This is a genomic window from Collimonas sp. PA-H2 (genome assembly GCF_002564105.1).
GTDB lineage: Bacteria > Pseudomonadota > Gammaproteobacteria > Burkholderiales > Burkholderiaceae_D > Collimonas.
The window spans coordinates 2554840-2578278 of the sequence record NZ_PDBX01000001.1 but is presented as its reverse complement, the minus strand read 5'-3'; the positions used below and the strand labels follow the sequence as shown (position 1 = coordinate 2578278).

At 60.1% G+C, this 23439-nt stretch carries 19 protein-coding genes; 8 read left to right on the top strand and 11 right to left on the bottom strand.

The annotated features are described in order from the left end of the window. Positions 1 to 179 precede the first annotated feature (179 nt). The 3 genes from BCF11_RS11740 (at position 180) to BCF11_RS11730 (ending at position 4269) form a co-directional block, all read left to right on the top strand. Positions 180 to 938: a FadR/GntR family transcriptional regulator gene (locus BCF11_RS11740; protein WP_098494903.1), complete on the top strand. Its 759-nt coding sequence runs from the start codon at positions 180 to 182 to the stop codon at positions 936 to 938. Positions 939 to 1204: 266 nt separating this feature from the next. Next, on the top strand, positions 1205 to 2116 hold the full coding sequence (gene kdgD / locus BCF11_RS11735) for a 5-dehydro-4-deoxyglucarate dehydratase (protein ID WP_098494902.1): 912 nt from the start codon (positions 1205 to 1207) through the stop codon (positions 2114 to 2116). 575 nt (positions 2117 to 2691) lie between these two features. After that, positions 2692 to 4269 carry an aldehyde dehydrogenase (NADP(+)) gene (locus tag BCF11_RS11730; RefSeq protein ID WP_098494901.1) on the top strand — a complete coding sequence of 526 codons (1578 nt, stop codon included), beginning with the start codon at positions 2692 to 2694 and terminating at the stop codon, positions 4267 to 4269. A gap of 100 nt (positions 4270 to 4369) precedes the next feature. Here BCF11_RS11730 and BCF11_RS11725 read toward each other — a convergent pair whose 3' ends face one another. Beyond that, positions 4370 to 5209 carry an NAD(P)-dependent oxidoreductase gene (locus BCF11_RS11725; protein WP_098494900.1) on the bottom strand — a complete coding sequence of 280 codons (840 nt, stop codon included), beginning with the start codon at positions 5207 to 5209 and terminating at the stop codon, positions 4370 to 4372. A 259-nt stretch (positions 5210 to 5468) separates the two neighbouring features. Between BCF11_RS11725 and BCF11_RS11720 the strand changes: the two genes are divergently transcribed. Next, entirely contained in the window at positions 5469 to 5921 is a 453-nt protein-coding gene (locus tag BCF11_RS11720) for a nuclear transport factor 2 family protein (RefSeq protein ID WP_098494899.1), read from the top strand. A gap of 83 nt (positions 5922 to 6004) precedes the next feature. On the opposite strand, the gene BCF11_RS11715 is transcribed toward BCF11_RS11720, so the two are convergent. The 3 genes from BCF11_RS11715 to BCF11_RS11705 form a co-directional block, all read right to left on the bottom strand. Beyond that, the gene (locus BCF11_RS11715) at positions 6005 to 9094 is read right to left on the bottom strand and encodes an efflux RND transporter permease subunit (RefSeq protein WP_098494898.1); all 3090 of its coding nucleotides are present in this window, start codon (positions 9092 to 9094) and stop codon (positions 6005 to 6007) included. Between the two features lie 14 nt (positions 9095 to 9108). Then, positions 9109 to 10281 (bottom strand): efflux RND transporter periplasmic adaptor subunit, encoded by a 1173-nt coding sequence (locus BCF11_RS11710; RefSeq protein ID WP_098494897.1) that lies wholly within the window; start codon positions 10279 to 10281, stop codon positions 9109 to 9111. A gap of 252 nt (positions 10282 to 10533) precedes the next feature. After that, positions 10534 to 10836, bottom strand: a complete 303-nt coding sequence (locus tag BCF11_RS11705) for a hypothetical protein (protein WP_098494896.1) — start codon at positions 10834 to 10836, stop codon at positions 10534 to 10536. A 181-nt stretch (positions 10837 to 11017) separates the two neighbouring features. Here BCF11_RS11705 and BCF11_RS11700 point away from each other — a divergent pair, with 181 nt between their 5' ends. Further along, complete coding sequence (locus tag BCF11_RS11700) at positions 11018 to 11266, top strand: DUF3297 family protein (protein WP_098497462.1); 249 nt, start codon at positions 11018 to 11020, stop codon at positions 11264 to 11266. 285 nt (positions 11267 to 11551) lie between these two features. Here the strand turns inward: BCF11_RS11700 and BCF11_RS11695 are convergent, their stop codons facing one another. The 6 genes from BCF11_RS11695 to BCF11_RS11670 all read right to left on the bottom strand — a co-directional run bounded on the left by BCF11_RS11695 (position 11552) and on the right by BCF11_RS11670 (position 18335). After that, a complete protein-coding gene (locus tag BCF11_RS11695) occupies positions 11552 to 11923 on the bottom strand; it encodes a hypothetical protein (RefSeq protein ID WP_098494895.1) in 372 nt (123 codons plus the stop codon). Between the two features lie 272 nt (positions 11924 to 12195). Further along, the gene (locus BCF11_RS11690) at positions 12196 to 13326 is read right to left on the bottom strand and encodes a sterol desaturase family protein (RefSeq protein WP_233212672.1); all 1131 of its coding nucleotides are present in this window, start codon (positions 13324 to 13326) and stop codon (positions 12196 to 12198) included. Between the two features lie 272 nt (positions 13327 to 13598). Next, on the bottom strand, positions 13599 to 14738 hold the full coding sequence (locus BCF11_RS11685) for a BMP family ABC transporter substrate-binding protein (protein WP_098494893.1): 1140 nt from the start codon (positions 14736 to 14738) through the stop codon (positions 13599 to 13601). Positions 14739 to 14793: 55 nt separating this feature from the next. Further along, entirely contained in the window at positions 14794 to 15714 is a 921-nt protein-coding gene (locus tag BCF11_RS11680; RefSeq protein WP_098494892.1) for an ABC transporter permease, read from the bottom strand. Between the two features lies 1 nt (position 15715). Further along, on the bottom strand, positions 15716 to 16804 hold the full coding sequence (locus BCF11_RS11675; protein ID WP_233212455.1) for an ABC transporter permease: 1089 nt from the start codon (positions 16802 to 16804) through the stop codon (positions 15716 to 15718). Then, the gene (locus BCF11_RS11670; protein ID WP_098497461.1) at positions 16797 to 18335 is read right to left on the bottom strand and encodes an ABC transporter ATP-binding protein; all 1539 of its coding nucleotides are present in this window, start codon (positions 18333 to 18335) and stop codon (positions 16797 to 16799) included. The genes BCF11_RS11675 and BCF11_RS11670 overlap by 8 nt, the downstream gene beginning before the upstream one ends. Before the next feature lie 313 nt (positions 18336 to 18648). Here BCF11_RS11670 and BCF11_RS11665 point away from each other — a divergent pair, with 313 nt between their 5' ends. Continuing rightward, positions 18649 to 19377: a GntR family transcriptional regulator gene (locus BCF11_RS11665; protein WP_233212454.1), complete on the top strand. Its 729-nt coding sequence runs from the start codon at positions 18649 to 18651 to the stop codon at positions 19375 to 19377. A 175-nt stretch (positions 19378 to 19552) separates the two neighbouring features. Here BCF11_RS11665 and BCF11_RS27555 read toward each other — a convergent pair whose 3' ends face one another. Further along, the gene (locus BCF11_RS27555; RefSeq protein WP_143751311.1) at positions 19553 to 19762 is read right to left on the bottom strand and encodes a hypothetical protein; all 210 of its coding nucleotides are present in this window, start codon (positions 19760 to 19762) and stop codon (positions 19553 to 19555) included. A gap of 77 nt (positions 19763 to 19839) precedes the next feature. Here BCF11_RS27555 and BCF11_RS11660 point away from each other — a divergent pair, with 77 nt between their 5' ends. Both BCF11_RS11660 and BCF11_RS11655 read left to right on the top strand, forming a co-directional pair. Continuing rightward, positions 19840 to 22092 carry a TonB-dependent receptor gene (locus BCF11_RS11660; protein WP_098494889.1) on the top strand — a complete coding sequence of 751 codons (2253 nt, stop codon included), beginning with the start codon at positions 19840 to 19842 and terminating at the stop codon, positions 22090 to 22092. 197 nt (positions 22093 to 22289) lie between these two features. Continuing rightward, on the top strand, positions 22290 to 23435 hold the full coding sequence (locus BCF11_RS11655) for a nucleoside hydrolase (protein WP_233212453.1): 1146 nt from the start codon (positions 22290 to 22292) through the stop codon (positions 23433 to 23435). Positions 23436 to 23439: the final 4 nt, after the last annotated feature.

Sequence of the window (23439 nt, the reverse complement as noted above, 5' to 3'; positions counted from 1 at the left end):
AAACGTCTCCTGTTGCTGCCAGCGTCTGCGCTGGCGGTGGAATAGCTGCCAAGCACTATTTTTATTGTTATTTATCCTAAACTGATGTTATGTTATCAGTCATCCTACAACTAGTTTCGTAGTATAATCAGCGCAAATCAATTTAGCAACCAGAATTACCAACCCGCGGCCACCTACCCATGAATACACCGCTCAATCCCCAGCCCGCCCCCGGCGCACCGCGCAAGAAGCATCGCAACCTGGCGCAGAGCGTGGTCGCCAGCATTGCCGACAGCATTCGCGACGGCAGCAGCAAACCCGGGGATAAATTACCTACCGAGTCGGAATTGATGCGCACCCAGGGCGTCAGCCGCACGGTCATCCGTGAAGCAATTTCGCACCTGCAAGCGTCTGGACTGGTAGAGACGCGGCACGGTATCGGCACTTTCGTATTGGCGGCCAGCAACACCAGCAATTTTGACATCGACCCGGAAACCGTGATCACCATGCGCGACATCCTGGCGATTCTGGAACTGCGCATCAGCCTTGAAGCGGAAGCGGCGGGGCTGGCGGCGGCACGCCGCAATGAAGAGCAGCTGGCGCAGATGCGGTTGGCGCTGGATGCCTTCCAGAAGAGCGCCCACGAGCGCGGCGACTCGGTCGCAGCCGATGTCCAGTTCCACTTGCATATCGCACAAGCCACCGGCAACCGTTACTTCGTCGACATCCTGAGCCACCTCGGCACCACCATCATTCCACGCACCCGCATCAACTCGGCGCGGCTGGCGCATGACGATCCGGCCGCCTATCTTGACCGCGTGCACCGCGAGCACGAAGACATCTACAACGCCATCGTACGCCAGGACGCCGACAGCGCCCGCGCCGCCATGCGCACCCACCTGAGCAACAGCCGCGAGCGCTTGCGCAAGGTGCAGGACAGCATGGGATCCGTGTCGTAATACCAGCACCCTGTCGCCTGGCAATCCGGGCGACAGGCACATATCGCCCGCGCTGACCGCGCCGGCGCGGCGCGCGCTAGCCACCCCAGCTACCCTGCAGCTTAGCGTCCGCCAAACCCTCCTTCCCGATCAAACCGACAACAATTCGGACTTGCGCACTGCAATTCTTTGTTGTACGATGACTGATAACTTAAGTCGAAATGCCAAAACCGTTGCTGTCGCCAGGCATTCCGTTATCAACCGCAGCACTACATATCACCGAGACCATGACTCCTCAAGAACTCAAGCAAATACTTTCCTCCGGCCTGCTGTCCTTCCCGATCACCGACTTCGATGCCCAAGGCGACTTCCGTCCGAGCACCTATGCCGAGCGGCTGGAATGGCTGGCGCCCTACGGTGCGAGCGCCTTGTTCGTGGCGGGCGGCACCGGCGAATTCTTTTCGCTGACGACTTCCGAGTACTCCGATGTAGTGCGGCTGGCAGTGGAAACCTGCCGCGGCAAAGTGCCTATCCTGGCCGGCGCCGGCGGCCCGACCCGCACCGCCATCGCCTTCGCGCAGGAAGCCGAACGCCTCGGCGCGCAAGGCATCCTGCTGATGCCGCACTATCTGACCGAAGCCTCGCAGGACGGCTTGCTGGCGCATGCGGAAGCGGTCTGCAAATCGGTCAAGTTCGGCGTGGTGATCTACAACCGCGGCATCTGCCGCCTGAACGCCGATTCGATGGAGCTGCTGGCTGCGCGCTGCCCGAACCTGATCGGCTTCAAGGACGGCATCGGCGACATCGAACTGATGGTTTCGATCCGCCGCCGCCTGGGCGACCGCCTGACCTATCTGGGCGGCCTGCCAACCGCGGAACTGTTTGCCGCGCCCTACAAGGCGCTGGGCGTACCGGTCTATTCGTCAGCAGTATTCAACTTCCTGCCCAAGTTGGCGATCGACTTCTACACCGCCGTCAAGAACGACGACCACGCCACCACCGGCCGCCTGCTGGACAACTTCTTCCTGCCCTACCTGGCGATCCGCAACAAGAAAGCCGGCTACGCAGTAAGCATAGTAAAAGCCGGCGCCACCATAGTAGGCCACGACGGCGGCCCGGTACGCACGCCGCTGATCGACCTCAACCCGGAAGAACGCGAACAACTGAAAACCCTGATCCTGGCGCAAGGACCACAGTAATCATCCGGACCAGCAACAGCAACGCCGATCGCTAGGAATCTATACGGCGAAAATGCGGGGCTGTTGTTTTTGACGTTGCAGTTGCAGTTGCTTTTGAATTTGACGTTGCAGTTGCCGCTGTTTTTGAAGTCGCCGTTGATTTTGCTTTTGAAGTTGGGGTTGTTTTTGAAGTACCCCGCATTGAGACGTTGCCAAATCCGGCGCGTGTCAGCCGGGAATTGTGGGAGGACATGTTTGAGCCGAAGGCGAGTTGGTCCTCCCACCCGGCTGATACGCGCCGGATTTGGGGACCCGACCGAAGGGAGGGCAACGGCTTTGCGGTCGCCTTTTCTTTGCTTACTTTCTTTTGGCGAAGCAAAAGAAAGTAAGTAGCTGCCGGGCTACCCCCGGCAAGCTTCCACGGAGTAGCTACCGTGTTATCAACACACAGACCGACCGCCCACCGCATGCCACCGCACTTACTCCGTGGCCCGTTAAATGGGGTCAGAGTAATTTTCGCAAAAGGCCTGCGAAAAAAAACTCTGACCCCATTTAACTGCTTTGGGTGGCGCACATAATCGAATTGAGGAAAATACATGAATATCACTGGTGAAATGCTCATCGGCCAAACTGCAGTGCGCGGCACAGAAGGCAGCCTGCGCGCCATCAACCCCGCCACCAACGAAACCATCGCCCCCGACTTCGGCGCCGGCAGCACAGCAGTAGTAGACCGCGCCTGCAAACTGGCGCAACAAGCCTTCGACGCCTACCGCGAAACCACCCCCGAACAACGCGCCCAATTCCTCGAAGAAATCGCCACCGGCATCCTCGCCCTCGGCCCCCAACTGATCGAACGCGCCACCCAGGAATCCGGCCTCCCCACCGCCCGCCTCGAAGGCGAGCGCGGTCGCACCGTAGGCCAGCTGCGCCTGTTCGCCAAAGTCATCCGCGACGGCCACTACCTCAGCGCCACCCTCGATTCGGCACTCCCAGAACGCACACCCCCACGCTCCGACCTGCGCCTGCGCAAGATCGCCATCGGCCCCGTCGCCGTATTCGGCGCCAGCAACTTCCCGCTAGCGTTCTCGGTCGCCGGCGGCGACACCGCCGCAGCCTTCGCCGCCGGCTGCCCGGTAGTCGTCAAGACCCACAACGCCCATCCCGGCACCTCGGAACTGGTCGGCCGCGTCATCCAGCAAGCCGTCGCCGCCTGCAAACTGCCGGAAGGCGTGTTCTCTCTGATCATCGGCAGCGGCAACGAAGTCGGCCAGGCCCTGGTCAGCCATCCCGCCATCAAGGCCGTCGGCTTCACCGGCTCGCGCCAGGGCGGCCTGGCGCTGATGCGCGCCGCCGCCCAGCGGCGCGAACCGATCCCGGTCTACGCCGAAATGAGCAGCATCAACCCCATGTTCCTGCTGCCGCATGCACTCGCAGCGCGAGCAAGCCAAATCGGCAGCGCCTTCGCCGATTCCCTGACCATGGGCGTCGGCCAGTTCTGCACCAATCCCGGCCTGGTGATCGGCCTGGCGGGCGAACATCTGGCGCAGTTCCAGGAAGCCGCATCGAACGCACTGAAAGCCAAGGCAGCCGGGACCATGCTGACCCCCGGCATCCATAGCGCCTACGTCGCCGGCGTCGAACGCATGCAAGCAGCCGACGGCGTCGACACCGTCGGATCAGGCATGGCCGCAACCGCCCCTTGCGCCGCGCAAGCAGCCCTGTTCGCCACCGACGCCGCCACTTTCCTCGCCAGCGAACAGCTGGAAGATGAAATCTTCGGCCCCAGCTCGCTGATCGTCGCCTGCAAGAATGAAGATGAAATGCAAGCGGTAGCGGAACACCTGGCCGGCCAGCTAACCGCCACCCTTCAGCTGGACGCCGCCGACCACGCGCTGGCCAGCAAGCTGCTGCCGACACTGGAACGCAAGGCCGGCCGTATCCTGGTCAACGGCTACCCGACCGGCGTCGAAGTATCCTATGCGATGGTGCACGGCGGGCCGTTCCCAGCCACTTCCGACAGCCGCAGCACCTCGGTCGGCGCCAACGCCATCGAGCGCTTCCTGCGGCCGGTGTGCTACCAGGACTTGCCGGGTGCCTTGCTGCCGGCAGCGCTGCAAGACGGCAATCCGCTTGGCTTGACGCGGCTGGTGGATGGCGCCTTGCTTAGCGCCTAAAGAAAATGGCAATCAAGGGTTTGCGCCCTTGATTGCCATCTAATTCCATCCCAGCAACAAACATATTCCGCAATAACTCACTGCCGCATGCCCGCCCAGCTCACTGCGGATCAAACGGCCCTGTCACGGTAAACAAACCACCCTGAAACTTCCGCATCGGATCGTCCGCCGCCGGCATCGGCTGCGCTTCGATGGCGGCGCGGAACTGTTCTGAACTGTCGCGCGCGACAAAGCCCAGATGCGCGGCATGGCGGTTGTTCCACCAGCTGCCGGCATTGTCGGAGACGCCGTACACCACGGTGTGGCCGACATCCGGCGTGAACAAGGCGCAGCGCAGCAGTTCGGTCAAGTCGTCATAGCTCAGCCAGCTGGCGAGCGAACGGCGGTCCTTGGCTTGCGGGAAGGAATAGCCGATGCGGATGCTGACAGTTTCAATGCCGTAGCGGTCGAAGTGCAGCTGCGCCATGTCTTCGCCGTAGGACTTGGACAAGCCGTAATAACCGTCGGGACGCCGCAGGTCGTGGGCATCGATGATCTGGTCCTGGCGGTAGAAACCGGTGACATGGTTGGAGCTGGCGAAGACGACGCGCTTGACGCCATGGCGGCGCGCCGCTTCGTAGACATGGAATACGCCCTTGATGTTGGCTTCCAGGATTTCTTCGAAGGGCCGTTCCACCGACACCCCGCCCAAATGGACGATGGCGTCGCAGTCCGCCACCAGCGCATCGACGGCAGCGCGGTCGGCCAGGTTGCAAGGCTGGACTTCTTCATGTGCGATGGCGCTATCCTCCAGCACCGCGGCCAGATCGGAAACCCGGACGATGTCGGCAAACGCCGCCACGCGCGGCCGCAACACCCGGCCGAGGCCGCCGCCTGCGCCCGTGAGTAACAAGCGGCCGTATTTCACGCCGTCTCCTGCCTTGTGTTGTGTATCGCTCATATTGCCGGATGTCCCGTATCGATGTGATTGCGAAGGATGCGTCGATGACCGCCTTATTCTCTCGCAAGAGTTATTATTGTGCCTTGTGTTACTGTTATACGTTGTCATACAACTACAGCGATTATGTATCCGACCACACCGCCATGTCAAACTCTAGCTTCATGTGAATAAAATCCTGATCTACCCTGTCAATCATCTAAATATATGTTGTATGATAACTGATGATTAAATCCAAAATACCAACCAGCAGGAGACTTAGATGTTCAAGAAACTGATGTTCTTATGCAGTGCGATGATTTGCTCTATCGTGATCGCGCAGGGAGCGGCCGCTGCTCCGGCGAACGATGAGCAGGTGGTGGCGGATGTCGTCGAACAACTGCGGGCGGCGATGAACCATCCGGGCGATGGCGCGGCGCTGAAGCCGCTGGTGATGGATGAGCTGAGCTACGGTCACTCGAACGGCAAAGTGCAGGACAAGGCCGAATTCATCGAAGCGCTGGTCAGCGGCGCGTCGAACTTCGTCAGCATCGCCCTGTCCGACCAGAGCATCAAGATCGTGCAGGATACCGCCGTGGTGCGGCATACCTTCGTTGCCGTTACCAACGACTCGGGCAAGCCCGGCAACGTGTCGCTGAAAATCCTGATGGTCTGGAAGAAGCACGACGGTCATTGGCGCCTGCTGGCGCGGCAGGCGGTGCGCTTCAACGCGTAACCCGAGGTGAGGCATTACGCATGCCTCACCTGCCTCGCCACAAGCGAATCAGATATTTCCGCGACAGACGCAGATCCACAGCATCATTGAGTAATTTCCAGCGGCGCTTCAACCTGCTTGCGGCGCAAGCGCTGCACCAACCTGTCCATATACAGATACACGACAGGCGTGGTGTATAAAGTCAGCACCTGGGACAGCAACAGCCCGCCAACCATGGCGATGCCGAGCGGCCGCCGCAGCTCGGATCCCGCGCCAGTGCCCAGGGCCAGCGGCAATGCCCCCAGCAGCGCCACCATGGTGGTCATCATGATCGGCCTGAAGCGCATCAGGCAGGCTTTATAAATGGCTTCTTCGGGCGACAGGCCGCCGGCTTCTTCCACGATGGCGACGTCAACCATCATGATGCCGTTTTTCTTCACGATACCGATCAGCAGCATGACGCCAATCAGCGCCACCAGCGAAAAATCATAATGCAGCAGCATCAATGCAAGCAAACCGCCGATCCCGGCTGAAGGCAGGGTCGACATGATCGTGATCGGGTGAATAAAGCTTTCATACAAGATGCCAAGCACAATGAAAATCGCCAGCAGCGCCGCCAGGATCAGGAACGGCTGGTTTGCCAACGATTCCTGGAAGGCTTGCGCGCTGCCTGCAAATATCGAACTCAAGCCGGCAGGCTTGGCGACGGCGCGCTCTTTGGCGTTGATTGCATCGATGGCATCGCCCAGCGCTTGTCCCGGAGCCAGGTTGAACGACAAGGTAGATGCCGGAAACTGGCCATCGTGGTTGACTGTCAGCGGCGCCGTCGAATGTTCGAACTTGCTGATCGCGCTCAGCAACACCGGCACGCCGCTCTTTGAGGGTACGTAAATGCGCGCCAGCGCGCTTTCGTCGAGCTGGAAGCGCGGATCGACTTCCAGGATCACCCGGTATACATTGACCTGGGTATAGAAGCTGGCTACCTGGCGCTGGCCGAAGGCATCATACAAGGTGTCGTCCACCGCCTGGGTGCTGACGCCCAGGCGCGCCATCGCCTCCCGGTCGAGGACGATCTGCAGGCGCGGCGCGGTCGGCTGGCTATCCCCTTCGACATCGCGAATCTGCGGAATCGTCCGCAGCGCCGCCAGCATGCGCGGCGTCCACAGCTGCAGCTCGGCCAGATTGGCGTCGCGCAGCGTGTACTGGAATTGCGTCTTGCTGACGCGCGCGCCAATCTGCAAATCCTGGCGGGCTTGCATATGCAGCGTGATTTCCGGGATATTCCTGACGCGCTTGCCGATGCGGGTTATCACTTCGTATACTGAGGCATGGCGCAGTTCAAACGGCTTGAGGTCGATCAGCAGCCGCCCGACGTTCAGGGACGGATCGCCCTCGATCCAGAAATACACATTCTGGATGTCGGGATCCTGCCTGACCAGGTTCGCCAGGGATTGCATCTGGCGCAGCATCGCGGGATAGGAAATGTCGGGCGACGCTTCGGTGACGCCGGCGATGAGGCCGTTATCCTGCTGCGGAAAAAAGCCTTTCGGAATGTAGACATAGATGCCCAGCGTCGCCACCAGCGTAGCCAGCATCACGCCCAGCGTCAGGCGCTGATGCCGCAACACCGAGCGCAAGCCGCCGGCATAGACCTCGCGCATGCGTTCCAGGAAATGCTCGCAGCGCCGGTGAAACCAGCCGCTGCGGTGCGCCGCATCGATGGTCAGGAAGCGCGCACACAGCACCGGCGTCAAGGTCAGGGAAACCACGCCGGAAATCAGGATGGCGATTGCCGCGGTATCGGCGAATTCGCGGAACAGGCGGCCGACCACGCCACCCATGAACAGCAGCGGTATGAATACCGCCACCAGCGAAATCGTCATTGAAAAAATGGTGAAGCCGATTTCATGCGAGCCCTTGAATGCCGCCTCCCGGGGATCCATCCCCTCTTCGATATGCCGCAGGATATTTTCCAGCATGACGATTGCATCGTCCACCACAAAACCGATCGAAATGGTCAGCGCCATCAGAGATACGTTGTCCAGCGTGTAACCGAGCCCATACATGGCCGCCATGGTGCCGAACAGCGAGAGCGGAATGACGATCGCCGGAATCAGGGTGGCGCGCAGGCTGCCCAGGAAAATATAGACGACGAACACCACCAGCAGGCAAGTCAGGAAAAGCGTGAATTGCACGTCGCTGACGGATGAACGTATGGTCTGGGTGCGGTCGCCCAGCAGCACCAGGTGCAGCGACGGCGGCAGATTGCGTTCAAGCGCAGGCAAGGCTTCTTTTATTTTCGCCACGGTGGCGTTGACGTTGAATCCGATCTGCTTGTGCACATCGATCATTACCGCATGATGCTGCCCCAGCCAGGCGCTCTGCTTGACGTCTTCAACGCTGGTGACAATCACGCCAGCGTCGCGCAGCCTGACCGTGGCGCCGTTACGGGACGTCATTGCAATGGCGCCGTATTCCGCCGCGTCGCTGAGCTGGTCGCTGGTGTCCAGCGTGACCGACTGGCGCTTCCCGCTCAAGGTTCCCTTCGGGCCATTGGCGGTAGCTTCGGCAATCCGCTGGCGCACGTCCTCCAGCGTCAAACCCATGGCTGCAATGCGGTTCGGATCCATTTGAATACGCACCGCGGGCTTCTGCTGGCCGTGGTAATCGATCGCGCCTACCCCGCGCACGCGCGCAATCTCTGGCGTCAGGAAATTCTCGACGTAGTCGTCAACCTTCCCGATCGGCATGTTGTCAGCATAGACAGCGATCGTCATCAGCAGCGCATCCGACGGATTCTTTTTTTCAAAGGTCGGGGGATGCGGGAGATTTTTTGGCAAGTCGCCCAGCGCTGCATTGATTGCGCTCTGCACATCCAGGGCAGCGGCATCCACGCTGCGCGCCAGGTCGAACTGCACGCTGATCGAACTGAAGCCTAGCGAACTGCTGGAAGTCAGGGAAGTGACTCCGGGCAGTATCGCCAGCGCCCGCTCCAGCGGCGATGTAATCGAGGAGGCTACCGTTTCCGCGCTGGCGCCCGGCAAATCGGTATTGACCGAAATCGTCGGGATATCAACCTGTGGCACACCGGCGATCGGCAGCTGCGTATAGCTGGCGACGCCAATGAACAAGAGCCCGAGCATCAGCAGGAAGGTCGCTACCGGGCGCCGGATAAACCATGCGGAAAGGTTCAAGGTCTCAGTCCAGGTCAGCGTGAATATACTTTGTTGGTCTCAGGCGCGGCCAATGCCGGCGCCGCGTCCTTGGGCTCGACCCTGGCGCCGGCCTGCAGCTGGAACTGGCCTTCCACAACGACGCGCTCGCCGCCGGCAAGTCCGGCCAGAACCACGCTACGGTTGTCTGCCACAGGCCCGAGCGTCACTTCCCTCTGCTCGGCGATATTTTTTGATGTGACGACATACACGAAAGAGTGTTGCGCGCCAGCCTGGATAGCGGTCGACGGCACCGATACGGCATCCGGCAAATCGTTCAGCATCACCCGCACCTCGGCGAACGTCCCGGGCCACAGTTTTTCCTGCGCGTTCTTGAAAACCGCCTTGCAGCGGATAGTGCCGGTGGCGGCATCGACCTGGCTGTCGATCAGCGTCAGCTCGCCCTGGTCCAGCACCTCTTTGCGGTCTTCCGCCAGCGCCAGCACACGCAAGGCTGCACGTCCCTGCTGCTGGCGCAACACAGGCAGCAAAACCTGGGGCAGGGAGAACACCATGGCGATCGGCTGTATCTGGCTGACCACCACCAAGCCGTTGGCGTCGCTGGCGTGGACCAGATTGCCGGCATCCACCAGCCTGGCGCCCAGGCGGCCGTCGATAGGCGTGCGGATCGTGGTGTAGCCAAGCTGCAGACTAGCCATGTCGATCTGCGCCTGGTCGCCGTCAAGGGTCGCCCGCAGCTGCTCCACAAGCGCACGCGTGGTGTCGAGAACCTGCATCGTGCCGGATTCGCGCTGCGCCAGATATTCGTAGCGCTGCAGGTCATGCCTGGTATTTGCTAGCTGGGCGCTGTCCTTCTGCTTTTGAGCCTGGGCAGCGCGCAGTTGCACTTCGAAAGGCTGGCGGTCGAGTTCAACCAGGATATCTCCGCGTTTGACGTTCGCGCCTTCCTGGAACAACACTTTGCTGATCTGGGCGTCGACCCGCGCATGCACTGTCACGGTATTGAGGGCCTGGACCGTGGCGGCGCTGTCCAGATAATTCTGCACGTTGCCGCGCTCTGCCAGCACAGTCCTGACTGCAACGGCCTTTTCAGCATCACTGCCTTTCTTGGCAACCTGGCCAAACAAGCCGGACTGGACGGCGGCGATGCACAGGCCGACGGCACCAATTATTACAACGACCAGCCACCGTGATTTTGCCAATTTCATGCTGTATCTTTTTGATATGGGAGATGGGCGCTTTGCAAGGCCGGCGTATCCGAAAGCATGCAAAAGCTGCTGTATTCACAACATACGTTCAGGCCACACGCGGGCACGCGGACAACTCTACGCGATAGCGAAGCTATCAGGCAATACTTAGCCAAAACTTAGCGCATGGAATCCGTTGCGGCATGGCTGCACGCCACGTCGTAGGAGTCCGTCGCGACAGGCTCATTTCGATTGCGGACAATAGTTAGCCGATTAGCCCCTGTCCTTCTCGATACCATATTTTTCCTCAAAATCACGCGACTTTTTGTATTCGACGAATCTCAATAGTCCAGCAATGATAAAAGCCACTGCAATTGCACAAAATAAGATCAGCATACCAACGTAATTGAACTCCACTAGCCAAGCTGTTCGATATGTCACCAGTCCTTCGCCCGAACCAACTTTGGCAATGCCGATTGCGATCATGGCCGCTAAGCCACCAAGAGAAGCCATTCCCATGATCACAAAACCAAAGATCATCCAGCGAGACATAAACGGCTTTTTCGATTCGTTCATTCAGATATTCCGTGCTGGAAAATTGGTGGCGTATGCAGCTATGAAAAAACAACAAAGGCAGCATTATATTGGTCGTATGCGCGAAGGTCCGGAAATGGCGCCGAGTGCGGCCAAGCAAGCGATTTAGCGAAGCCACGCAAAAAATTTGTTTTGGTTAATCTTATAGTTGATAATTGTAGCCATGAACGATATCCAAAACCGCCCCCCACTTCCTGATCGGCTCTCAGTCGATCCTCGTAGCCCTTACTATAATGCCGCCATATTTGAACATGATGTTGGTATTAAACTTAACGATAAAGAGCGCTTCGAAGTTGAGGAATATTGCATCAGCGAGGGATGGATTAAAATCCCGGCCGGAAAGGCGCTAGATCGGAAGGGCAACCCCTTAATGACTAAAGTAAAAGGCACGGTCGAACCTTTCTATCGATAGGTGCTGTTCTTTGATTAGCATTTCTTAATTTCTTTGATTGTCTGCAAGGCCGTGTGCGCTAACATTTTTTTCGATGGCGATTACACGTCCGCTTTTGGCCGGAAATGGCCTTTCAAGTCAGGCCACCACCGATTCAAAACGGTCACAGCCGTTTCCTGAAATCTGACACCCCAACGGGTAGCTGCTTCCGCTTTGTCTGCTTCCATTCCAAAAAAGCCATCTGACAGGAGTCATCACATCGGTAGAATGAGAATAGAAAATTTTTAGCAGCGAGTGATGCGCCGCTCAGACTTCCGGCTCATCCGTCGCGAACAATTCCAACTCCCGCGCAAACCAGAAACAGGCATAGGAAATCAATGCAACGCCAATGGCAATCACATAAGCCAGCCGCTTACCATGCCAGAGGCTCATCAGCCATTGATTGAAACCGGCGATCAGCCTGCCCGAGGTGCCGCCATACATTTCCATGTCGCGCACATAGGCCTTCGACTCACCCGCAGCATAGGCGACCCCGTCCACCACTTGATAGCCGAGTCCGTGGTTGCCGCCGTCGGCCGCATGGTAGTAGACCAGGCCGGCGCTCAGCAAGCCGATCAGCAAGACCAGCACGCTGGCGCGATAAAGATAGCGCTGCAGTTTCGCGTTCTTGCTGTCCATGTTTTCCACGCTATCTACGATCTATTGAGAATTTCATAAACGCGACAAAAACGCAATCTGGCTTTCGTCGTGCTTAACACACGCAGCTAACTGGGGTGGGGGTGCATGCCTCTTCATCCGAAAACAAAGCCATGAGATGCGCTCTGTCTTTCTCCGAATCCGTCATGTGGAGTCAGAGTGAAGTTTCGCGATAAGGCGCCGCGAAAGTTCACTCTGACCCCAGATGACTCTGTCCATTTCCTTTGACAATGTCATCACTAATGAAACTCTCATTAGTCTATCTTCGTACTGCGAAACGGAAACGCCTGCTGCCTGATAAAGCCATCCGGCATGTAATCCCCCACTACGCCGTATTTCTCCGGGAAGGCCTTCTTGGCCTTGACCGCAGTGCCGAGGAAATAATCGATGAAGGCAAAGTGCGCCGCATAGTTCTTGTCGATCGCTTCGTCTTCCGAGGAGTGATGCCAGTGATGGAAATCCGGGGTGACGAAGATGTAGCGCAGCGGGCCCCATGGCAGGTGCACGTTGGAGTGATTGAACACGGCCTGGAAGCCGACGATGATGATGTAGGCGTTGACCACCGACTTGTCGAAGCCGAGCACGAACAGCGGACCCAGCACCAGCACACGGGTGCAGATCAGTTCCAGGATGTGCTGGCGCGAGCCGGCCAGCCAGTCCATGGTCTTGACGCTGTGGTGGACCGAGTGGAAGCGCCACAGCAAAGGCACTTCGTGATAGGCGCGGTGGGCGCCGTATTCCATCAGGTCGGCCACCAGCATGCACAGCAGCAGCTGCGGGATGAAGCTGATGGCGGCCACGGTGTTCTGGAAATCGGCGTGCACCATCCAGCCGAACACGCGGTGGATCATGACGTTGACCACCAGCAGCGCCAGGCCGATGATGAAATGGTTGACCGCGAAATGCACCAGGTCGGTCTGCCATTCGAAGCGGAAGATGGCTTGCTTGCGGTACAGCGGGAACATCTTTTCGATCAGCACGAAGATCAGGGTCGAGCCGAGCAGGTCGATGATGAACCAGTCGAGGCCGATGTACGGCGTGTGATCGGGGAAATCGCCGACCACGACCTTGGAGCCGCCCCAGGCCACTGCCGCCAACACCATCAGCAGCGCGGAAAAATTCAGCGAGCGCTGGCGGCCGAACAGGATGTTGGCCAGCGACAGCACGCCGGCGATCAGCAGCGCGCCGAACAGGATCTGGCGCATCAGGCTGACCGAATACACATGGCGCAGCTCGGGCGTGGTCAGGTATTGCGGATAATGGAAGGCCAGCACGCCGAGCAGGCTGAGGAAACCCAGGCTGAGCGCAATCACGCTGGTGATCAGGCCGGTGCCGGGCTGCAGTTCGCCGCTCTGCTGCAGGATGCTGGCGGTGTCCTCCACCATGGTGGTGGTCAGGCTGCCGATTTTGGAAGACTTGGCGCGGGCTGTGGAGTTCGACGTCGGATCCTGGTCAGGCATGTGCGTCTCGATATGAAAATGGAAAGAAGAGGGAGTATAGCAACGCCCTTGACGTTGTCAGTTGCCAAATCGCAACACCCGGGATAAATATCACGCCTGCCTTGGGGGATAGATAGCGGTGGAATCTGATGCGGCGCATGCCGGCTTATGCGGAAAACCGGATCGGCCCGTTCACAGGCCAATCCGGCGGCGGGCGATCAGCCCGGTACTTTGCCTTCTACGCCTTGCACGTAGAACTTGATGCCATGCAGGAAGCCATCGTCGGCGACCGCATCCTTGGCGACCTGCTCCTTGCCGGTATTATCGACCACAGGGCCTTTCCAGATCGGCGCGCTGCCGTCGACGATGGCTTTCTTGCGCTCGGCCACCAGCGCCTTGACGTCGGCCGGCAGGTCGGCATTGAAGGCGCCGAGATCAATGCCGTCGTCTTTCAGGCCGATCCAGCTGGTGCTGGTTTTCCAGCTGCCGTCCAGCACTTCGCCGACGCGCTTGGTGTAGTACACGCCCCAGTTGATCATCGATGCCGCCTGGTGCGCTTTCGGGCCGAAGCTGGTCATGTCGCTATCCCAGCCGAAGGCGGCCACGCCTTTTTCCTGGGCGGTCTGGACCACGGCGGCGGAGTCGGTGTTCTGCATCAGGACGTCGACGCCCTGGCCGATCAGCGTGGTGGCGGCTTCACGCTCCTTGCCCGGATCGAACCATTTGTTGACCCACACCACGCGGGTGGTGGCTTTCGGATTGACCGAGCGCGCGCCGATGGTGAAGGCGTCGATGTTGCGGATCACTTCAGGAATCGGCACCGAAGCCACCACGCCCAGCTTGCCCGACTTGCTGATCTTACCAGCGACGACACCCGCGAGATAAGCGCCCTCGTAGGTGCGGACATCGTATTGCGCCAGGTTGTCGGCGGTCTTGAAGCCGGTGGCGTGCTCGAATTTGACGTCAGGGAATTCCTTGGCCACTTTCAGCATAGCTTCCATGTAGCCGAAGCTGGTGCCGAAGATCAGCTTGTTGCCATCTACCGCCAGCTGGCGAAACACGCGCTCTGCATCGGCCGCCGATTCCGGCACGTTCTCGACGAAGCTGGTCTTCACCTTGTCGCCGAATTTCTCGTCGACCGCCTTGCGGCCCTTGTCATGGGCAAAGGTCCAGCCGGCGTCGCCGACCGGGCCGATATACACGAACGCCACTTTCAGCGGTTCGGCCTTGGCCGGCGCCGGCGCGGATGCCGGTGCGGCAGCAGGCGCCGCCGCGTCCTCTTTCTTGCCGCAGCCGATGAGTGTGGCGGCGGTCAGTGCGGCCAGCATGGCCAGCGATGCCCTGCGTGATATCTTCATTACTTATCTCCCTCTGTGTTGATGGTTGGTCGGCCTGCTATCTAATTTGCTTTGTTCAGCTGGCGTCCGGCTTGAACGGCTTGCCCAGCGATGCCGGCATGTTGAGCCGGATCCAGTCGGGGTTGCGCGAGATCAGCGCCAGCACCACGATAGTCGCCACGTAGGGCGCCATCGACAATACCTGCGACGGAATATTCACTCCCATGCCTTGCAGGTAAAACTGCAGTATCGTGACGCCGCCGAACAGCAGCGCGCCGAGCAGCACCCGCAGCGGCCGCCAAGTGGCAAACGCGGTCAGCGCCAGCGCGATCCAGCCGCGTCCGGACACCAGGCCCTCGACCCACATCGGCGTATACACTAGCGACAAATAAGCGCCGGCCAGGCCACAGCAGGCGCCGCCGAACAGCAAGGCGGCGAAGCGTATCCAGCGCACCGGGTAGCCCAGCGCATGCGCCGATTCCGGCGATTCGCCGATGGCGCGCAGGATCAGGCCGGCGCGGGTGCGATAGATGAACCAGGCGATGACGCCGCACAGCAGCAGCGCCAGGTAACTCATCCAGTGCTGCTGGAACAGTGCCGGGCCGAGGAAGGGAATATCCTTCAGAAATGGAATGCCGCGCGCCTGCGCCGGCAAGCCCAGTCCGACCAGGCTCTGGCCGAGGAACGCCGACAATCCGGCGCCAAAGATCGACAAGGCCAGCCCGGTCGCCACCTGGTTGGTGGCCAGCACCAGCGCCAGCCAGGAAAACAGCGCCGCCATGAGGACACCACTGAGGGCGCCGGCGAGGAAGCCGAGCATCGGGTTATGGGTGGTGTAGCCAACCGCGAAGCCGGCGATGGCGGCCACCAGCATCATGCCTTCCGCGCCGAGGTTGAGGACACCGGCGCGTTCGTTGATCAGCAGGCCGAGCGCCGCCAGTAGCAAGGGCGTGCCGGCGTTGATCGAAGCCGCGATAAGTGAGGCGAATTGTTCCATCTCAGATCCTCACTTTCCGGCGCAGGCGGTAATTGATCAGGGTATCGCTGGCCAGCAGCAAAAACAGCAGCATGCCCTGGAACACGCCGGTGATAGCCGACGGCAGGCCCAGCCGCGATTGCGCCAGTTCACCGCCCAGGTAGAGCAGCGACATTACCAGTCCGCCCAGCACCGCGCCGACCGGATGCAAACGGCCGATGAAAGCGACGATGATGGCGGCGAAACCATAGCCAGGCGAGACTGAAGGCAGCAGTTGGCCGATCGGCCCGGCGATTTCAAAGGCGCCGGCCAGGCCAGCAAAGCCGCCGGAAATCAGCAGCGAGACCCACAGAGCGCTGCGGCTGGAAAAGCCGGCATAGCGCGCCGCGTGCGGCGCAACGCCGCCGACCATCAGCGAAAAGCCGCGGAAGCTGCGTGTCATGAACACCGTCATCAGCACCGCCAGCAACAGCGTGACGGCGAAGCCGATATGCAGGCGCGTGCCGCTTAACAGCATCGGCAGCATGAATTCACTGGAAAACACTTGCGATTGCGGGAAGTTCATGCCGTTGGGGTCTTTCAGCGGACCGTTCACCGCATACATCAGCAACAGCTGAGCGACATAAGTCAGCATCAGCGACACCAGGATTTCGTTGGCGTTGAAACGATCGCGCAGCAGCGCCGTGATGCTGGCCCAGAAGGCGCCGCCGACGATGCCGGCGAGGACCATCAGCAACAGGCCGAGGCTGCCTGGAATCGCATGATTCGGCACATCGAGGAACACCAGCATGGCGCCGGAAAACAGCGCGCCGACGGTAAACTGGCCTTCGGCGCCGATGTTCCAGATATTGGCGCGGAAGCATACCGCCAGACCCAGCGCGCAGAGTATCAGCGGCACCGATTTCAGCAGCAGCTCGCTGATGGCGCGCTTGCCGTTGAAGGGATCGATCAGGAATACTTTGAGGCCAGCGAGCGGATCCTTGCCCAGCGCGATAAACAATAGCGCGCCCAGCAGCATGGTCAGCACGATCGCGATCAGCGGCGAGCAGTAGGTCATGGCGCGCGAAGGCGTGCCGCGCAGTTCCAGCTTCCAAGGCCACAGATTATGCATGGGCGGCCTCTGCTGCATCCTGCCACAGGCCGCTCATCCACAAGCCGACCTGCTCGCGCGTGGCTTGTTCGATGGCGATAGAGGGCGACAGCCGGCCCTTGGCGATCACGTGCAGGCGATCGCACAGCGCGAACAGCTCATCGAGTTCTTCGGAAATAATCAGCACTGCGCAGCCTTCCTGTTTCAAAGCGAGAATTTCGGCGTGGATCTGGGCGGCGGCGCCAACGTCCACACCCCAGGTCGGCTGGGCGACGATGAAGACGCTCGGCTTGCGCTCCAGCTCGCGGCCGACGATGAATTTTTGCAGGTTGCCGCCGGACAGGCTCTTGGCCAGCGCCCCCGGGCCGCTGGCCTTGACCTTGAAGCGTTCGATGATGGAGGCCGCGCTCTTGCGCGCATAGGCAAAATCGATCATGCCGCGTTTGACGTAGGGTGGCTTCTGGTGCGACAGCAGCATGTTGGACGCCAGGTCCAGGGTCGGCACGGCGCCGCGCCCGAGCCGCTCTTCCGGCACCAGCCCGAGTCCGAGCGCGCGGCGCGGGTTGGGCGCCAGCTGCCCGGCGGCGCGGCCGACCAGCATCACCATATTCGGCGCGGCGCGCCGGTCTTCGCCGGAGAGCGCCGCCAGCAACTCTTGCTGGCCGTTGCCGGAAACGCCGGCGATGCCGACGATTTCACCGGCGCGCACCTCGCATTCGATATCCGTGAGTTCGGTGGCGAACAGGTGCGCCTTCGGCAGGCACAGGCGGTTGATGTGCAGCTTGCGCTCGCTGCGCATGGAGTCGGGATTGCGTTCGCGCTGCAGGCGCACCAGTTCGTCGCCGATCATCATGCGCGACAGGCCGGCGCTGGTTTCCTGGCGCGGATCGCAGATACCCGTGACCCTGCCGCCGCGCATCACGGTGGCGCTATGGCAGAGCGCGCGGATCTCATCCAGCTTGTGGCTGATGTAGAGGATGCTGCAGCCTTCGGCGGCCAGCTTGCGCAGGGTGACGAACAGCTTGTCGACCGCCTGCGGCGTCAGCACCGAGGTCGGCTCATCCAGGATCAGCAGTTGCGGATTGGTCAACAGGGCGCGGACGATTTCCACGCGCTGGCGCTCGCCCACCGAAAGGGTATGCACGTGGCGGTGCGGCTCCAGCTCCAGCCCGTACTTGTCGCCGGTCTGGCGGATCTGCGCCACCAGCTCCGGCATGCTGACATCGGAAGCCAGCCCGAGTGCGATGTTTTCCGCGACGGTGAGGGTATCGAACAGGGAGAAATGCTGGAACACCATGGCGATGCCGAGCTGGCGCGCGACGTGCGGATTGGCGATGTGCGCCAGTGCGCCGTTCCAGAAGATTTCGCCGGCGTCCGGCTTGACCGTGCCGAAAATGATTTTCATCAGGGTAGACTTGCCGGCGCCGTTCTCACCCAGCACGGCATGGATTTCACCAGGCGCGACCGAGAGATTGATATCGTCGTTGGCCAGCACGCCCGGATAGGCTTTGCGGATATGGGCGATTTGCAGACGCGGTATGGTTGAAGTCACTTCTTCTGCCTGTGTCAATGAAAGACCGTTGCAAAATGAATCCAGCACGATTGCGCTTGCCGGTCGCGACGCACCGGACCGCGAAACAAGCAACATGCTACATCACTCAGCTGCTTATCGGCGAATTGCATTGCAATCTTTTGCCGACATAAAGCTACTGCAAAAGCAAACTGCATGCCAGTCTGTCGCCGCTTGCTTCAGGCGCGTCTGGCGCGATTCCTGCGTAAGCCAGCCGGGCCCGCCCCATGCCTGGCGGCGCCGATTTGCGGTAGCATGACGGCAGACTGGTAACCACAAAATGAAAACAGAGCGCATGAAAAAAAAGTCCGGCGACGCCGCTCCCGCTACAACCAGGCCCGCCTCGACGCGGGGCAGCGGCGTGGTCGATCAAAAAATCTACGATTCGGTGCTGAAGGCGGTCATGAGCCAGCGCCTGCCGCCGGGCACCAAGCTGACCGAAGCCAGCCTGTGCGAACTGTTCGCGGTCAGCCGCACCATCGTGCGCAAGGCCATCCAGCGCCTGGCGCACGACCATATCCTGGAATTGCGGCCGAACCGCGGCGCCATCATTGCGCAGCCGACGCCACAGGAGACGCGTGAGATTTTCGCGGCGCGGCGCGCCATCGAAGCCATCATCGTGCCGCTGGCGGCGCAGCATGCAACGCGCGCCCAGATCGCCCGGCTGCGCCAAATCGTCAAAGAAGAACATGCGTCCTTTCATAGCGGCGACCACGCCAAGTGGATACGCCTCGGCGGCGAATTCCACATCCTGTTATCCGAGACAGCCGGCAATCCGGTACTGACCCGCTTCCTGCGCGAACTGGTCTCGCGCTGCTCGCTCATCATCGCCCTATACCAGGCGCCCAACAAGACTGCCTGTCCCAACCACGAGCATGAACACCTGATCGACGCCATCGCCGCCGGCGAGGTCGAAGCGGCGATCCGCATGATGGACCAGCATCTGCTCGACATCGAACAAGCCCTCCGTCTCAGCGACGACGAACACGAAGTCAACCTGGCTGAAATCCTCGACCTGGCCTAGGGCAGCGTGTTTTCCAGGGCTATCTTAGGACACATTCGCGCCTCGGCCAGCTGTCATAAAGTGTATACAAGTTATTTCAAAATGTCGCCATTTTGGCGCGCCGGCGCGCACTAATCCGGTTCTTGCAACACTTTCGCCAGCCCTGTTTTGGCGCACCCCTCCCCAATAGAAGGCGTTATTTTTTGCCAGATGCAGCTGCTTGTGCGGCAACTGGACTTATCACTCCTGCAATTTGTTTACGTTCAAATTTCGCTTTCCCGTATGTATACAATATATTTTCGATACAAATCGTAATACCGATTTCTCCATTCTTCCTGCCGGGAAAAATTCTGGCACGGTCTTTGCGTTGAGTGAATCCGTTCTGGTCCGGCACGCGCATTTTCAAACGCCGGCCTGCACGCAGCACACATAACTAAAACAAGTAAATCCGGTTTATCAACGTCGATCACTGAGGGATGGAAAATGGGAAAAAAAGCGAGGGCACGCGCCCGCCTGCGTTGCGCAGGGAAGATGGTGCTGACATTAGGAGTCGCCTTGCCGCTCGGCGCGGCGCTGGCGCAGACGGCAGGCACTGCGGCGCCCGCAGCCTCTAGCCCGGCGGCGCAGGACGGTTCCTCATTGCAGCTGGAAACCATGACTGTCACTGCGCAGCGCAAGGTCGAAAAGATCAAGGACGTGCCGATCTCGGTGACCCTGCTCAAGGGCGAGACCCTCGACGTGCTCAACTCCGGCGGCCAGGATATCCGCGTGCTGGCGGCCAAGGTGCCGAGCCTGAATATCGAATCGTCGAACGGCCGCACCTTCCCGCGCTTCTATATCCGCGGCTACGGCAATACCGACTTCTCTACCTTCGCCTCGCAGCCGGTATCCCTGATATTCGATGACGTGGTACAGGAAAACGCTGCCCTCAAAGGCTTCCCGATGTTCGACCTGGCCGGAGTGGAAGTGCTGCGTGGCCCGCAGGGCACACTGTTCGGCCGCAACACGCCGGCCGGCGTGGTCAAGTTCGATTCGGCCAAACCGAACCTGGACAAGGTCTCCGGCTACTACAGCGTCTCCGACGGCACCCACAATACCGCCAATGTCGAAGCAGCGGTCAACGTGCCATTGAGCGACCAATGGGCGATGCGCTTTTCGACGCTGGTCGAACATCGCGACAACTGGGTCAAGAATGACGGCGGCGGCACCCCCAACCTGGAAGGCTACGACGAACGCGCCGGCCGCCTGCAATTCCTGTACAAGCCGGACGGCACCTTCAACGCCCTGTTCAACATCCACTCGCGCGCCACTACCGGCAGCGCCCGCTTGTTCCGCGCCAATATCCTGGAGAAAGGTTCGGACGGCTTCGTCGCCGGCTTCAGTCCTTCGCAGGTCACCTTCAACGGCTTGAACACCCAGTCCCTGCATACCACCGGCGGCAGCGCCCGGCTGAGCTGGAACCTGGACCAGGTCAAGCTGTACTCGATCACCGGTTATGAAACCATTTCCAGCTATTTCAGCCGCGGCGACATCGACGGCGGCACGCCGACCGGCCCCGGCTTCATTCCATTCCAGGTGCAGACCGGCGGCGGCGTGGCCGATCACAAACAGTTTTCTCAGGAGTTCCGGGTCGAGTCGAAAAACGAAGGACCGCTCAACTGGCAGAGCGGCTTGTACTACTTCTACGAAGATGTAGCAGGCAACAGTTCCAACTTCGACAGCACCACCCAGCTGCAAACCAGCTATCTGCAAAACCGCCAGAAAAACACCGCGTACGCCGCATTCGGCTCGCTCACCTATGACGTCAACGACAGGTTGAAGCTGCGCGGCGGCTTGCGCTATACCGAAGACAAGAAGGATTTTTCCAATGAAGTCGCCAACAACGTGACGTTTACCGGCCCAAGCTCGATCAGCGAAAGCAAATCGAAGGTGAGCTGGGACCTCAGCGCCAACTATGCCTTGACCCAGGACGTCAGCACTTATGCAAGGGTAGCCACCGGCTTCCGCGCGCCGAGTATCGCGGCGCCATCCTCCTCGGTGCCGATCACGGTAGCCAACGCGGAAACCATCACTTCCTATGAAGCAGGGATCAAGGCCGACCTCTTCAACCGCCGTGCCCGCGCCAACTTCAGCATCTACAGTTTCGACGTCAAGAACCAGCAGCTGACGGCAGTCGGCGGCAATTCCAACTCGATCATGCTGGTGAACGCGGCAAAGACGGTGGGCCGCGGCGCCGAGCTGGATCTTGAGGCTAACCTGACCGAGCGCCTGCGCGTTACCGCAGGCGGCAGCTACAACTACACGCAGATTCGCGATCCCAACCTGCTGGTGGCCGGCTGCGCTTCCTGCACCGTGCTCAACACCCAGGTGCGGCCGGGCTTGTATTCGATCGACGGCAATCCCTTGCCGCAAGCGCCGAAATGGATCGCTAACGTGACGGCGCGCTACGGCATCCCGATGGGCAACAACGACGAACTGTTCTTCTATACCGACTGGGCCTACCGCAGCAAGATCAATTTCTTCCTGTACAACTCGACCGAGTTCACCGGCAAACCTTTGCTGGAAGGCGGCTTGCGCGTGGGTTACAAGTGGGATGGCGACAAATATGAAGTCGCAGCGTTCGCCCGCAATATCACCAACAAGATCGTGGCGGTCGGCGGCATCGACTTCGACAATCGAACTGCGTTCATCAATGAACCGCGCATGTTCGGCGTGCAGTTCCGCTCTAACTTCTGAATACGGCAACAAGTAAGATTTGGAAGACATTCGTTAGGTCACGCCGTCATCCCCGCGAACGCGGAGATCCAGGTTGCAGAGTATGGCGACTAACATGGATTCCCGCGTTCGCGGGAACGACTCGGGCGCGTAGCTGGGGTCGTCTAGACGGTATCTACCAACTGCCTTTTTTCTCTGATTTTTATTCAAGGCGAATTATGAAATCGAAGTTCATGCAGCGCCAGCTGCTGTCGGCCCTGTTCATGCTGGGCGTTGCCGTAACTGCCCAGGCCGAAGGCAAGCGCAAGGTGATCATCGACGACGACATCGGCGGCCCGCGCGCGGCGCAGCTGATGGCGATCCAGTCGCCGGATGTGGAAGTGCTGGGGATTACCATCGTCAGCGGCTCGACCTGGCGCGATGAAAATATCGCGCATGCGCTGCGCACCCTGGAAGTGATCGGCCGCAGCGATATCCCGGTGATTCCCGGCTCGGTTTTTCCATTGCTGAACACGCAGGAAACCACGCGCCGCTGGGAAGCCCTGTATGGCAAACTGGTGTACAAGGGCGCCTGGATGGATGAGAAATGGCCGGACGGCACCATCCAGAGCCAGCCCAACTACCACGCCCACGATTTCGTGCCGCAACTGCCGGAAGGCATGCCGCATACCAAGCCGTCGGCTGAAATCGCCGCCAATTTCATGATCAGGAAGGTCCATGAATTCCCGGGTCAGGTAACGATCCTGGCGACCGGGCCGATGACCAATGTGGCGCTGGCGATCAGCCTCGATCCCAGCTTTGCCGCCACTGCCAAGGAAATCGTCTACATGGGCGGCAGCCTGAATCCGCACCAGATGCTGTCATCCAAATCGGCCGAGCAGTTTGCGCGCGAATACATCAACACGCCACGCCTGGAATTCAATTTCCGCTGGGATCCGGAAGCCGCCAAGATCGCCTTGCGCGCGCCATGGAAGCATATCGTGATGGTGCCGGCCGATCCGTCAACGGCGACCGAGCTGAGCGCCAGGCTGCTGAACGACATGACCAGGTCCGGCACGCCGCTGGCGCAAATGGTGAAGAAGGTCACCGAGACCGGCTTCCCGCTTTGGGATGAACTGGCCACCGCGGTCTGGCTGGATCCGGCGCTGATCAGCAAGTCCGACCAGTTGTATGTCAGCATCGATACCGACTTCGGCGCCGGCTACGGCAATACCTTGTCCTGGCCCGCCGCTTACGCACCGCCAGGCCTGATCGCCAGTCCGACCACGGTGGTGCGCGAAGTCAACGTGCCGGCTTTCGAAAAGCTGATGATCAAGCTGATGAACCTGCCGACGCCGCCGGCGCCGACAACAACTGCCCCATAAGCGG

Excerpts from the sequence above, each read along its gene's own strand:
- BCF11_RS11740 (WP_098494903.1), top strand. The coding sequence starts at position 180 with ATGAATACACCGCTCAATCCCCAGCCCGCCCCCGGCGCACCGCGCAAG.
- kdgD (WP_098494902.1), top strand. The coding sequence starts at position 1,205 with ATGACTCCTCAAGAACTCAAGCAAATACTTTCCTCCGGCCTGCTGTCC.
- BCF11_RS11730 (WP_098494901.1), top strand. The coding sequence starts at position 2,692 with ATGAATATCACTGGTGAAATGCTCATCGGCCAAACTGCAGTGCGCGGC.
- BCF11_RS11725 (WP_098494900.1), bottom strand. The coding sequence starts at position 5,209 with ATGAGCGATACACAACACAAGGCAGGAGACGGCGTGAAATACGGCCGC.
- BCF11_RS11720 (WP_098494899.1), top strand. The coding sequence starts at position 5,469 with ATGTTCAAGAAACTGATGTTCTTATGCAGTGCGATGATTTGCTCTATC.
- BCF11_RS11710 (WP_098494897.1), bottom strand. The coding sequence starts at position 10,281 with ATGAAATTGGCAAAATCACGGTGGCTGGTCGTTGTAATAATTGGTGCC.
- BCF11_RS11705 (WP_098494896.1), bottom strand. The coding sequence starts at position 10,836 with ATGAACGAATCGAAAAAGCCGTTTATGTCTCGCTGGATGATCTTTGGT.
- BCF11_RS11700 (WP_098497462.1), top strand. The coding sequence starts at position 11,018 with ATGAACGATATCCAAAACCGCCCCCCACTTCCTGATCGGCTCTCAGTC.
- BCF11_RS11695 (WP_098494895.1), bottom strand. The coding sequence starts at position 11,923 with ATGGACAGCAAGAACGCGAAACTGCAGCGCTATCTTTATCGCGCCAGC.
- BCF11_RS11690 (WP_233212672.1), bottom strand. The coding sequence starts at position 13,326 with ATGGTGGAGGACACCGCCAGCATCCTGCAGCAGAGCGGCGAACTGCAG.
- BCF11_RS11685 (WP_098494893.1), bottom strand. The coding sequence starts at position 14,738 with ATGAAGATATCACGCAGGGCATCGCTGGCCATGCTGGCCGCACTGACC.
- BCF11_RS11680 (WP_098494892.1), bottom strand. The coding sequence starts at position 15,714 with ATGGAACAATTCGCCTCACTTATCGCGGCTTCGATCAACGCCGGCACG.
- BCF11_RS11675 (WP_233212455.1), bottom strand. The coding sequence starts at position 16,804 with ATGCATAATCTGTGGCCTTGGAAGCTGGAACTGCGCGGCACGCCTTCG.
- BCF11_RS11665 (WP_233212454.1), top strand. The coding sequence starts at position 18,649 with ATGAAAAAAAAGTCCGGCGACGCCGCTCCCGCTACAACCAGGCCCGCC.
- BCF11_RS11660 (WP_098494889.1), top strand. The coding sequence starts at position 19,840 with ATGGGAAAAAAAGCGAGGGCACGCGCCCGCCTGCGTTGCGCAGGGAAG.
- BCF11_RS11655 (WP_233212453.1), top strand. The coding sequence starts at position 22,290 with ATGAAATCGAAGTTCATGCAGCGCCAGCTGCTGTCGGCCCTGTTCATG.